Source organism: Rhizobium jaguaris, assembly GCF_003627755.1.
GTDB lineage: Bacteria > Pseudomonadota > Alphaproteobacteria > Rhizobiales > Rhizobiaceae > Rhizobium > Rhizobium jaguaris.
On record NZ_CP032695.1, the window covers coordinates 2,429,865 to 2,441,391 of the forward strand.

Annotated in this window: 11 protein-coding genes; 7 read left to right on the forward strand and 4 right to left on the reverse strand. The window is 58.7% G+C overall.

Going from position 1 to position 11,527, the window contains the following annotated elements:
• The first annotated feature begins 198 nt into the window (after positions 1-198).
• The 5 genes from CCGE525_RS33380 to CCGE525_RS33400 are packed head-to-tail and all read left to right on the forward strand — an operon-like array spanning position 199 to position 4,956.
• A complete protein-coding gene (locus tag CCGE525_RS33380) occupies positions 199-1,038 on the forward strand; it encodes a metallophosphoesterase family protein (RefSeq protein ID WP_120708436.1) in 840 nt (279 codons plus the stop codon).
• A gap of 20 nt (positions 1,039-1,058) precedes the next feature.
• Positions 1,059-2,357, forward strand: a complete 1,299-nt coding sequence (locus tag CCGE525_RS33385; RefSeq protein ID WP_120708437.1) for an ABC transporter substrate-binding protein — start codon at positions 1,059-1,061, stop codon at positions 2,355-2,357.
• A 58-nt stretch (positions 2,358-2,415) separates the two neighbouring features.
• Positions 2,416-3,363 carry a carbohydrate ABC transporter permease gene (locus CCGE525_RS33390; RefSeq protein ID WP_120708438.1) on the forward strand — a complete coding sequence of 316 codons (948 nt, stop codon included), beginning with the start codon at positions 2,416-2,418 and terminating at the stop codon, positions 3,361-3,363.
• Complete coding sequence (locus CCGE525_RS33395) at positions 3,353-4,207, forward strand: carbohydrate ABC transporter permease (RefSeq protein ID WP_205587499.1); 855 nt, start codon at positions 3,353-3,355, stop codon at positions 4,205-4,207. Before CCGE525_RS33390 ends, CCGE525_RS33395 begins: the two co-directional genes overlap by 11 nt.
• The gene (locus CCGE525_RS33400) at positions 4,207-4,956 is read left to right on the forward strand and encodes a tyrosine-protein phosphatase (RefSeq protein WP_120708439.1); all 750 of its coding nucleotides are present in this window, start codon (positions 4,207-4,209) and stop codon (positions 4,954-4,956) included. Before CCGE525_RS33395 ends, CCGE525_RS33400 begins: the two co-directional genes overlap by 1 nt.
• 422 nt (positions 4,957-5,378) lie before the next feature.
• On the opposite strand, the gene CCGE525_RS33405 is transcribed toward CCGE525_RS33400, so the two are convergent.
• The gene (locus tag CCGE525_RS33405) at positions 5,379-5,525 is read right to left on the reverse strand and encodes a DUF1127 domain-containing protein (RefSeq protein ID WP_120708771.1); all 147 of its coding nucleotides are present in this window, start codon (positions 5,523-5,525) and stop codon (positions 5,379-5,381) included.
• A gap of 489 nt (positions 5,526-6,014) precedes the next feature.
• Here CCGE525_RS33405 and CCGE525_RS33410 point away from each other — a divergent pair, with 489 nt between their 5' ends.
• Complete coding sequence (locus CCGE525_RS33410; protein ID WP_120708440.1) at positions 6,015-6,344, forward strand: DUF6665 family protein; 330 nt, start codon at positions 6,015-6,017, stop codon at positions 6,342-6,344.
• A gap of 53 nt (positions 6,345-6,397) precedes the next feature.
• On the opposite strand, the gene yghU is transcribed toward CCGE525_RS33410, so the two are convergent.
• From yghU to CCGE525_RS33425, 3 genes are all read right to left on the reverse strand, one after another.
• On the reverse strand, positions 6,398-7,273 hold the full coding sequence (yghU, locus tag CCGE525_RS33415; protein WP_120708441.1) for a glutathione-dependent disulfide-bond oxidoreductase: 876 nt from the start codon (positions 7,271-7,273) through the stop codon (positions 6,398-6,400).
• 166 nt (positions 7,274-7,439) lie between these two features.
• The gene (gene fhuF / locus CCGE525_RS33420) at positions 7,440-8,246 is read right to left on the reverse strand and encodes a siderophore-iron reductase FhuF (protein ID WP_162950377.1); all 807 of its coding nucleotides are present in this window, start codon (positions 8,244-8,246) and stop codon (positions 7,440-7,442) included.
• Positions 8,247-8,248: 2 nt separating this feature from the next.
• On the reverse strand, positions 8,249-10,408 hold the full coding sequence (locus CCGE525_RS33425; RefSeq protein ID WP_120708443.1) for a TonB-dependent siderophore receptor: 2,160 nt from the start codon (positions 10,406-10,408) through the stop codon (positions 8,249-8,251).
• 300 nt (positions 10,409-10,708) lie between these two features.
• Between CCGE525_RS33425 and CCGE525_RS33430 the strand changes: the two genes are divergently transcribed.
• Positions 10,709-11,521 (forward strand): ABC transporter ATP-binding protein, encoded by an 813-nt coding sequence (locus tag CCGE525_RS33430; protein WP_120708444.1) that lies wholly within the window; start codon positions 10,709-10,711, stop codon positions 11,519-11,521.
• Positions 11,522-11,527 lie beyond the last annotated feature (6 nt).

Genomic DNA, 11,527 nt, shown 5'->3' on the forward strand with positions numbered 1-11,527 from the left:
CGAACAGCGTTCGAAATTCGTCACGTCAACGATAACGAGCTCCTCTATCGGTCATGTTCATAGTCTGAACGCCGGTGATGGAACGTTGGCCGCAAGGGTGTCGGAACAATCCCGATCCTTTTGTGAGCAGAAGATATCAGCCGTTTTCCGCTGCCTGCCACTTCAGTTCCCGAACCGTCTTTTGATTGGAGATCCGCAGTGTCACGCGAAACGACATTTATCCATCTGACCGACTTGCACGTCGGCACGCCCGATGACGATCATCTCTACAGCGACACGACGGAAACGCTACGCCAGATATTGGCGCTTGTTGCGACCGTGACGCCGAAGCCGGAATTCGTCGTCGCGAGCGGCGACCTCACCAATCGCGGCGATGCCGAGAGCTTTCGCAAGTTGCGGGACATCATGGCCGATATCGACGTTCCGGTGATTTACGCCCTCGGCAATCACGACACGCGCACCGGCTTCTATGAAGGGATGGAGATCGCAGCCGACGATCCCGATGCGCCCTATGACCACGATCGCGTGGTCGGCAACATCCATATCGTCACCATCGATTCCAGCACACCCGGGCTGATCGGCGGAACGATCGATCCGGCTCAGTTCGAATGGCTCGAACGCACGCTCGACAGCCATCCGGATCTGCCGAAGCTCATTGTTGTCCATCACCCGCCTGCCCTGGGCGAGGAGCCTGATGTCACCCACTGGCGGACGATCCACTTCCCGCAATCGCAACGTCTTGCCGAGCTTTTGAAAGGCCGCAACATCGTCGGCATTCTGAGCGGCCATATCCACCATGACCGTGTATCCGTCTGGCACGGCATCCCGGTCGTCGACGGCATGGGCCATCATGCCGCAACCGATATTCTGCGCACGGACGTGCTGCGCATGGTTCGTGGCGCCTCCTTCGGCATCGGTACGATCCGGCCCTCCGGCCTGACGATGGCTTTCGTGCCGCTCCCGTCCGACCGCGCCGAACTCAACATCTATTCTTTGAAAATGCTGCTGGAACGGGCCACGCCCGTTGCCGCCGAATAATCCGACTGGAGAGAATTCAAATGTTGCGCAGAACCTATCTGAAGCTGATGTCGACGCTTGTGGTCGGCGCTCTGGTGCCGTTTTCGGCGGCCTTTGCGGATATGCCGGCAACCGTTGACGGGCCGGTGACGATCAGCTTCTATAATTACAATCTCGCCTCCGCGAGCGCCGGAGCCGATGCGACCAAGGAACTGCTCGCCGCCTTTAAGCAGAAATTCCCCAACATTACGGTGGAGACGATTGCCGTTCCCTCGAACGAGATCATGAGCCGCGTCCAGGCCGATATCGTTGCCGGCCAGCAGCCGGATGTCGCCCAGCTCGTCTTCCGTGACCTGATCTATATAGCGAGCGATCTCGGCGCCAACGCCCTTGAGGACATGGTGAGCCCGCAGGAATTGAAAGACCACCTCTCCGGCATGATCCCGCAGGGCCTCGAACTCGGCAAGGTCGATGGCAAGACCTACGGGCTTGCCTATACGTTTTCAACGCCGATCCTTTATTACAATGCCGATCTCTTCCGGCAGGCCGGCCTTGATCCCGACTCCCCGCCGAAAACCTGGGACGACGTCAAGAAGGCCGGCGACGCGATCAAGCAGAAGACTGGCAAGAACGGCTTCTTCCCCGGCGCCTACGGTCCCGCCGACGGCACCTTCGTCTATCAGGCGATCGTGATGTCGAACGGCGGCAAGGTGCGCCAAGGCAATACATTGACCTTTGCTGACGGCGATGCCGCCGACGCCGTCAAGATGCTGCGCGACATGGTCGATAGCGGAGCGCATGCGCGCATCGATGTGGCGAGCCCCGCCGATACCATGGCAAGCGGCAATCTCGGCATGTTCCTCTATACCAGCGCCCTCTACGCCAGCCTGAAGAAATCGGCCGCCGGCAAGTTCGACCTGCGCGTTGCCGCCATGCCGTCCTTCGGAGACAAGCCGACGGCGCCAACGAACTCGGGCAGCGCCCTCTTCGTCTTCAGCAAGGATCCGGTCAAGCAGCGTGCCTCCTATGAGCTTCTGAAGTTCCTGACCAGCAAGGAAGCCTATACGATCATCACCAGCAAGATCGGCTATCTGCCGCTGCGCCTCGATATCGTCGACGATCCGAAATATCTCGGCGAATGGGTCAAGCAGAATCCGATGATCCGGCCCAATCTCGAGCAGTTGAACCGCCTCACCCCGAATATCGCCTTCCCAGGCCCCAACTATCGGCAGGCGGAAAACATGATGATGGACTCGGTTCGCCAGGCCGTCTTCGGCAGCGGCGATCCGATCGCGACGCTGAAGACGGCGGAACAGGCCGCGCAAGACCTCATGCCTTAATCAGGACGATACCGGCCGAATCCTGAGTTTCGGCCGGTATCGTTTTGGGACGATTTTCATGACCGATATCCAGGCCGACCTGACGCAACCCATGAGCATCGCGATACGCCCGGCGCCCAGCCGACAGCGCGGCGCCGGCATAGCACCGTGGCTTTATCTCGCACCGGCGCTGATCCTGCTCTTCATGTGGACCTACGTTCCGCTGGTGGAAGCCTTCAAACTCTCCTTCTACCAGTGGAACATGCTGCCGACCGCGCCACAGCGCTTCGTAGGCTTGGACAATTACCGGCGGATCTTCGCGCTGTCCGAGATGCGCACGGCGCTTTGGAACACGCTCTTCTACATCATCGGTCTCTTTCCGATGTCGGTGATTATTCCGCTTTTCGTCGCCATTCTGACGCAGGATCTGCAGGGCCGGCTGCGCATGCTCTATCGCACCCTGATCTTCGTGCCGATGATCGTGCCTCCGGTCGTCGCAGCAATCCTGTGGCGCTGGCTTTTGAGCGACGATCATGGGCTGGTCAACAATCTCCTCGCGCTCGCAGGCTTAGGCACCGTCGGCTTCCTGACCGATCCGCACTGCGCCCTGGCGACCCTCACCTGGATCACGGGCTGGAAGCTCATCGGTTTTTCGACGCTGCTCTTTTCTGCGGCCAATGCCGGCATCGATCGGTCTTATGTCGAGGCGGCGCGCATCGATGGCGCCAGCCGCTGGCAGATCGTCCGCGACATCCGACTGCCGTTACTGTCGCCGACGATCATGCTCCTGTCGATGATGACGATCCTGTTCGGCGCACAGTGGAGCTTCGCCTATATCAGCGTGCTGACCAATGGCGGCCCGCTGAAATCGACGACGAACATCTTCTACGTGCTTTGGGAATACGGCTTCGAAACGCTCTCCGCCGGCTGGAGCGCGGCCGCCGGCATGATCACCTTTGCGAGCTTTGCGGTCATCGCCTTCTGCTGCCTGCGCCTTATGAAGAGATATGCCGTCTATGACAATTGACCTCCTGTCACAAAGTCAGGCAACCGGCGGTCGCCGCCTCACACTTCGAACTATCTGCCTCCATGCGCTGATGATCCTCCTGTCTTTCGTCGCGGTTTTCCCGATCTATTGGATGATCGTCAGCTCGCTGAAGGCGGAAAATGACATCTTCTCCACCACGCTCTGGCCGGCATATCCGTCGCTTGAGAACTATGCCTATGTGTTTGCCAAGATGCCGATCCTGCGCATCATTGCCAACACGACCATCGTCTCGGTAACGACGGCTGCGCTGCAAGTTCTCACCGGCCTCCTCGCAGCCTATGCACTGGTCCGCTGGCGCATGCGCCTTGCCGGGTTCGTCAATGGGCTGATCGCGCTTTCGTGGCTGGTGCCGTTTCAGGTCACGATGATCCCGAACTATGTTTTCGCCTCCAGGCTCGGTCTGCTGGACAGCCTCGGCGGGCTGATCATCCCGAATGCGGTCGCCGCCTTCGCCGTTCTTCTGCTTTACCATTCCATGCGGTCGTTTCCGACCGAGGTGCTGGAGGCGGGGCGCATGGATGGGGCGGGACACTGGCGCATCCTGTGGGAGATCGTCGCGCCCAACATGCGTGCGCCGATCGCCTCGCTCGCCATCCTCGCCTTCATCTCCGCCTGGAACGAATATTTCTGGCCGCTGCTGCTGTCGCGCAAGATTGAAAATTCGGTGGTGCAGATCGGCCTGCAGATGTTCATGACGCAAGAAGGCAATCTCTGGGGGCCATTAATGGCGGCGGCAACGCTCGCCAGTCTGCCGATCCTCCTCATCTATCTCGTCCTGCAGAGGCAGGTGATCGAATCCTTCATGAAGTCGGGAATCCGCTGATGTCAAAAGCCTATGAACGTCTTCTTGTGCTGGACGGTGCGCACAACGTCCGAGATCTCGGCGGTTATCCGACAGCCGCCGGCGCCACCACGCGTTGGCGCTCACTTCTCAGAAGCGATGGGCTGCATTTGCTGAGCGCCGCCGATATCGACAGCCTTCTGAACGAGGGCCTTTCCACCGTGATCGATCTGCGCGGCGTGGAAGAAACCGCGCTGGAAATCAATCCGTTTGTTGCGGACGGGCGCGTGCAATATCACAACCTCCCGCTTTTTTCTGCTCTTGCGCCGATCCTGACGACCGCCAAGACCGGTCAGATCCCTTTCGACATGGCAGCGCGCTATCGCGACGCCATTGAAAACTGCCAGCCGGCCATCGCGGGCGTTCTGCGCGCGATTACAACAGCGTCGGAGGGGATTGTTCTGTTCCATTGCAGCGCCGGCAAAGACCGCACCGGCATTATCGCCGCCATCCTGCTGGCAATCGCAGGTGTCGATGACAATACCATCACCGAGGACTATGCCCTTACCGGCCGGGTCGCCGGAAGGTTGATCGAACGCCTGCGGGAGAAGTCCTTGCGGGGCGGCGTCGACCCGGCGCTCATCGAGCTCGTTCTTGCCAGCGAACCGGAGACCATGCGCTCCACACTCCAGCATATCACCCGGATCTATGGCAACACGCCCGCCTATGCCATGCGGATCGGCCTGTCGGACGACGAGATTGAAAAACTGCGCCAACGTATTCTTGGCTGAAATCTCACGGGCTTCGCTCGCCGCCACCCGCGCCGCAACCCCGCCGGTTCCACAACGTCTTGCTCTCGGATGCCGGACAGTTTTATTTATCCCCTCATGGATTCGGGGCGAAATGAAACCTCGATAGTGTCCGGTAACCGAGGTCAAATGAACGACAACGTCATCAAATTCCGAAGGCCGAAGCCGCCCAGGACACCGCGACCCGGGTTACGCAAGCTGCTTGTGGTCATTGTCGTAATTGCGGTTTTCGCCGCCGCCTGGGGATATTTTCAGATCTTTGGTTCGCCGGCGCCATGATGGCAGAACGCCGCGCGAACGGCGGACATCAAGTTGGCGGGGCAGGAAATCGATAAAATAAAACGCCCGCTGTATGAGAGCGGGCGTCCAAACATCGCACCGTCACGATGCGAGAGAATTCAATATTACCGAGCGACGGATTCGCGGGCGATACGCTGGATATCCGAGCGCTCTATGCCGAGATCGTTCAGGCTGCGGTTCGACATACGGCCGAGTTCCGATACGGTCCGACGATACTTGCGCCAATTGTTGAAGGAATGCGCTACGTTCATGTTCATCCCCTTTCTTCGGGCTTGGAAGAGCGGCTGCCATTGGGGCGCCGCCGTGCTTTCGATGGTTGGAATATAAGGCTTGGCTTTCCCGGTTAACAGCGCCGATCCATCAACGCACTATTGCGCATAGTGCATAGCTAAATGCTGATCGCACATTTTTTAGACGATTGGCGCTGAGGATAGTAGTTGTATTTCGGGCGATCTGCTGCTGGAGAATAAGCCAAGATTCGTCAAACTCGGGGACGCGCCAGAATTTCAGCAACATAGTTTTATCTGTCGCTCTTGATGAGCGGTGTAACCGATATGCTATATTCGCATATCTGCCGCGACCGATTGGTGGACATCCCGGTACACCTTCGCCCGGATGATAGGCGCCGTCAGCAGCAACCGTGTCGAAGCTGGCGCGAACTGCATCGGAACAGTGCCTAGCCTATCGATCTGCCGCGCATGATCGGCTAACATCATCGCAGAGCTAGAGGATTTTTATCCATGAGCGTTCGTCCGCCGCAATCCCTAAGGCAGTTTCATTCGACCGACAGCGGGTTCAATGTTCTCGAATATGAACTCATGTCCGAGCGCGCCAGCTCCCTTGGACGCCACGGGCTGAAGGTGGAGTCCGCGCTTGCGGAACTACGGGGATGGGATGCCGCGCGCCACACCGAAGCCGACCGCGAAAGCCTCGTGGACAAGGCTTCCGACGCCGTCTGGGCCTTCTTCATTCAGCGCGAAACCTGCGGCCTGCGAAACGGTCGCGATGTCATTCAACGCTACGCCATCCCCGGCGAGGTGCTTGCAAGAGTCGGTGCTGTGCGTCGGTGAAACCGGGCGCCGCCGTCAACGACGCCCAGCTTTGCCTCGAACGATACGTTTGCTCAGCTCGCGGCTTCGAGCTTATCTTGCGTCTTCGTTTCGAAGTCGCTGGCATCATGGCGCTCATGCAACTGGCCTGAGGGCTCGCCGGATACCCGATTGACCATCCGTCCGCGCTTCACTGCCGGTCGTTCGAAGATAGCATCCGCCCAGCGCTGGACGTTCTTATAGTCCTGAACCTGAAGGAATTCGGCCGCTCCATATTGCCAGCCCTTGACCAGGCCGCCGTACCAGGGCCAGACGGCGATATCGGCAATCGTGTAATCCTTACCGCCCAGATATTCGCTTTCAGCGAGGCGACGATCGAGCACGTCGAGCTGCCGCTTTACTTCCATAGCAAAGCGATCGATCGCATATTCGATCTTCTCCGGCGCATAAGCATAGAAATGGCCGAACCCGCCCCCGAGATAAGGTGCGCTTCCCATCTGCCAGAACAGCCATGAAAAGCATTCGGCACGCGCAGCGGGGTCAGTCGGCAGGAAGGCGCCGAACTTTTCGGCAAGATAGGTCAGGATCGAACCGGACTCGAAAACCCGGATCGGCGTCGGACCGCTACGGTCCATCAGGGCAGGTATTTTGGAGTTTGGATTGACCGCAACGAAGCCGCTTCCAAACTGCTCGCCTTCGCCAATCTTGATCAACCAGGCGTCATATTCCGCACCGCTATGGCCGAGAGCCAGCAGCTCTTCGAGCATGATCGTGACCTTGACGCCATTCGGCGTTGCGAGCGAATAGAGTTGGAGGGGATGGCGGCCGACCGGCAGATCCTTGTCGTGTGTCGGTCCTGCGATCGGACGATTGATATTGGCAAACTGGCCTCCGCTCGCCTTGTTCCAGGTCCAGATTTTCGGCGGCGTATATTCGGAAGAACCGGTCATGCTCAAGCTCCTGATATTTGACAACGGACGTACAATCGATGTTCCGCTACGCACCTAGCAGAGGCAACGACGCCTTGTCAGCGGCAAGAGCATCACTTCACGTAACATTGTTTGGGTACCGACGGGGATGTGTCGCAACCGTGTAGGCGGCCGCTTTGCCTTCGGCCTAACATCGTCCTTGCGGCAGCGGGCAGCTAAGACCGCATCCGCCGATACCCGGCATGCAATAGCGCAAACAACATACTTTACGACGTTTGAATTGAAGACCATTCTCGTCTTTCATGCTGCGAAGGGTTCCACACAAGGGGTTTCTCTCGCCGTCGGGAAACGCAGGGTCGGATAACAGCGGTGCCCCTTCCTCAGCCAATACGGGAGCGCTTTGACGACCTGTTTCATCGATGATCCAATCGAGATAACCAGCCGCATTTCCCCAAAGCAGCTTGGCGCTCAGATGTGCATGATGGGAAATCGCGTCGGTCAAAGGTGCTATGTGCTGCCGCAGGAGTGGCGTCATTGCTGCATGGATATCGAGCTCCCGAACCTGTCCGAAATCAGGCAGAAGAAACGATACCGGCGTTGCCGTTTGCCGGTCGAGACATACCGAGACCTCGTCGAGCGAGACCGGCAAATAACGTCGCAGTTCGAGCCATGCGAGCGCCGTGTTGATGGTCAAGGTACTGAAATAATAAAGGGTCCAAAGGGATACGATGGCGCGACGATCGGCCGGCAAAAACGCCGTCCCGTATCGGTCGATGATGCTATTGAAGCAATCTGCCTCGCAAAGCGCGGAGCATGCGATGACATCGCAGCCTGCCGGCGCATCCAGCAAGAGTTTCCCACGGCAGAAACCGTATTTCTCTCCGCCGTGGCGAACCAGCAGCGCGCCCAGATCCCGTTCGCCGCCCGCATCCTGCGGTGCGGGCGGTATCGATTGCTTTGACGAGGCTTGGGTCTGAACCAACAGCTTACCCAATCTCACCAGGTATATTTCAGCGTTCCAACGACCTTGCGTCGATCGCCGTAATATTCGGTCCCGTAATAGCTGCTTGCGACATACTTGCGATCGAAGAGATTTGTGGCATTGACCGCAAGCTTGACGTTCTTGGTCACGTCGTAGCTGACCGCCGCATCGAACACGATATATCCACCGACCGAAACCGTGTTGGCGTCGTCGCCATAGGTCTGCCCGATATAACGTACCCCGCCGCCGAGGGTCAGGTCGCCGCGCTGCCCTTCCCCGGGGATCGTGTAGTCGAGCCAGGCCGAGGCAAGATGTCTCGGGACGCGCTGCGGCCTGTTGCCAACATTTCCGCCCGTCCCGTCTTCGCGGATCTCGGCGTCCCAGTAGGAATAAGCCAGCGTCAGATTGACACGATCGTTCAGTGCCGCCTTGCCCTCCAGCTCGATACCGCGCACGCCCACTTTGCCGATCTGCTCCTGAATGAGCGGCGTCACGTAGGTTGGCACGTTTGTCTGCGTCAGGTCGAATAGGGCCGCGCTGAATAGCCCATCAAAACTGTCGGGCTGATATTTCAGACCGATTTCATATTGCCTGCCCTTTTGAGGCTTCAGGGAGCCGTTTAAGGAATAGCCATTTGCCGTCGGCGTTACGAGGGGCTGGAAGCTTTCCGAATAATTCGCATAGGCGGCAAGATTGGAGTTGATCTTGTAGGTCAGCCCGACCCGCTTGGTGAATGCGGATTCGGTGTTGTCGTCCCTGGTGCCCAGATCGACATAGTCCGCGGTCGTGTGCACGTGGTCCCAGCGGCCGCCAAGCGTCGCGATCCAACGATCGTCGAAGGTCAGTTGCTCCTGCGCATAGAGCCCGACGGCCTGCTGCTTGACGCGCCAGTTTACGTAAGGGTTGAGATCGATGCAGGAGAGACCGCAATAGACGGGATTATAGATGTCGATCGGGCCTGCCGTACCATACTGGATGTTTTCGCGAGTGTTGTCGTTGGCGTAGTCGATGCCGACAAGCGCCTTGCTGTCGAAGGCTTTCCACCCCGTATCGTATTGAAGCTGATTGTCGATCACATAGCGGTTCGAGAGGCCATCCACCGAGAAGGCTTGACGGTCGGCGGTCGGATCGAGGGAGGCTCCGTAAACCTCGGCATAATCGAGGCTGAGATGCGTGTATCGGGCATTGGAGCGGAAGGTCAGGCCATCGCTGATTTCATGCTCGAACTGATAGCCGATATCGCTCTCACGGGTGTTGAAGCGATTGAAATCCGGTTCGCCCAGGAAGGTGTCGATGTTGAGATCAGCACCGGTCGGAAACCCGCGCGCGCCGGTGCCGTTCCGCTTGTAGTAGTCGGTCAGAATGGTAAGCGACGTTCCTTCTTCGGGTTTGATGGTCAGGGCCGGTGCGATATAGAGGCGATCGTCCTTGGAATAGTCCCAGCCGAGGTCGCCGTCCTTGGCGAGCCCCGTCAACCGATAGCTCCAGACGCCGTCGGCATCGAGCGGGCCGCCGAAGTCGGTGCCGACCTCCTTGGTTCCATCGCCGAAGGAGGTGTAGACCTCGCCCCGCCTTTCCTCCGGGGGCCGCTTCGTGATCGCATTAATGAGACCACCCGGAGCGTTGAGACCGAAAAGCATCGACGTCGATCCCTTCAGGACCTCCACGCGCTGAAGCCCGTAGGGCTCAAGGCGGCTTGCCGTATACCAGGCGGGAATGCGCGCCGTAAGCCCGTCGCGATAGGTGCCTAGCGCCGTCTGGTCGAAGCCGCGAATACGGATATAGTCATAACGGTCGTCATTGCCGAACTCGTCGGTGAGGACGCCTGCCGTGTAGGCCACGGCTTGCTGCAGGTTATCGACATGACGTTCCTCAAGCTCCTTTTCCGTCACGACCGAAACGGCTGCCGGGATATCGATGATCGGCGTATCCGTCTTGGTGCCGGTCGTCGTTTCCTTGGCGACGATGGTGGCGTCGGGGCCAATTGCGCGGTCGGACTTGCCGACCACGACGATCTTCGGAAGTTCTGTCGCGGAATCCTGCGCCCAAGCCGCCGGCGCCAAGGCCAGGGAAACAGCCGCCAGAGCACTGCTGGCAACGAGATGCCTCGTCACACGACGTCGATCCGCGCAATTTAAGGACGCGCGAAATCCTGCCTGCCGGTTGATCACCATGCAAAGCCACTCCTGTCTGTCATTTTCTGGTCACGCAGCGGAGCAGCGGTCCCCGGCGATCCGCCTGCGTCGCGTGCAAAATATAAACATAACCAAAAGAGTCAACTTAAAAAAATCCGATGTTCATGTATAACCAAAAGAGCCGGCACGGCCGACTTAAGCCAATGACGAGCAAGTATTTTCGCGCCCGCGATGGACAGGATGGCGGCGACTTTCGCGGGCACACCAGAGGAAAAAATAATACTTGATAATTACAGTCATCTTTAGTACCGACAAGCACCTTACCGCGAGGGACGACACGTGGAAAATCGCAAAGACACAGGCGGCGCAACCGCCACGGCCAAAGCGTTCGCAGCGCATCGCATTCGGCTTTCGATCGACGGAAACGACATTCTGAGCGATGTCGATCTGTCGTTTCCAAAAGGTGAGTTCGTCGCCTTGGTGGGGCATAACGGTTCGGGAAAATCCAGCCTGCTGAAAATCCTCGGCCGACAGATCCTGCCGACGGCGGGCACGGCCAGTTATGCCGGCCGGGATATCCGTTCATTTCCGGAACGCGCCTTTGCGCGTTCGGTCGCTTATTTACCGCAGGATGTGAGCGCCAGCGCCGACATGACGGTTCGGGAGCTGGTGCGCTGCGGTCGCTATCCCTGGCATGGCCCTCTCGGGCGCTTCTCGAAGACAGATGGAGAAAAGGTGGAGCAAGCGCTTGCCTTAACGCATCTGGAACCTCTGGCCGACCGCATCGTGGCAACGCTTTCCGGCGGCGAACGGCAGCGAGCGTGGCTCGCCATGCTGGTCGCGCAAGATACCGAGTGCCTCCTGCTGGATGAGCCGACCGCGGCCCTCGATATTGCGCATCAGATCGAGGTCTTATCTTTGGTGCGCAGGCTCTCCCATGAAAAAGGCCTGAGCGTCATCATCGTCCTTCACGACATCAACATGGCTGCTCGCTTCTGCGATCGTATCTGCGCACTGAAACGTGGTCGCGTCGTCGCCAGTGGAAGACCGAATGAGATCCTGATGCGCGAGCGACTGCAGGAGATCTACGGCATCGACATGGATGTCATTGCCGCGCCGAAAACTGGCTATCCGCTCGCCTATGCCTGCTAATCCGGT

What these genes read in the sequence shown, in the direction of transcription:
- CCGE525_RS33385 (WP_120708437.1), top strand. Translation starts at nt 1,059, where the DNA reads ATGTTGCGCAGAACCTATCTGAAGCTGATGTCGACGCTTGTGGTCGGC.
- CCGE525_RS33390 (WP_120708438.1), top strand. Translation starts at nt 2,416, where the DNA reads ATGACCGATATCCAGGCCGACCTGACGCAACCCATGAGCATCGCGATA.
- CCGE525_RS33395 (WP_205587499.1), top strand. Translation starts at nt 3,353, where the DNA reads ATGACAATTGACCTCCTGTCACAAAGTCAGGCAACCGGCGGTCGCCGC.
- CCGE525_RS33400 (WP_120708439.1), top strand. Translation starts at nt 4,207, where the DNA reads ATGTCAAAAGCCTATGAACGTCTTCTTGTGCTGGACGGTGCGCACAAC.
- CCGE525_RS33405 (WP_120708771.1), bottom strand. Translation starts at nt 5,525, where the DNA reads ATGAACGTAGCGCATTCCTTCAACAATTGGCGCAAGTATCGTCGGACC.
- CCGE525_RS33410 (WP_120708440.1), top strand. Translation starts at nt 6,015, where the DNA reads ATGAGCGTTCGTCCGCCGCAATCCCTAAGGCAGTTTCATTCGACCGAC.
- yghU (WP_120708441.1), bottom strand. Translation starts at nt 7,273, where the DNA reads ATGACCGGTTCTTCCGAATATACGCCGCCGAAAATCTGGACCTGGAAC.
- CCGE525_RS33425 (WP_120708443.1), bottom strand. Translation starts at nt 10,408, where the DNA reads ATGGTGATCAACCGGCAGGCAGGATTTCGCGCGTCCTTAAATTGCGCG.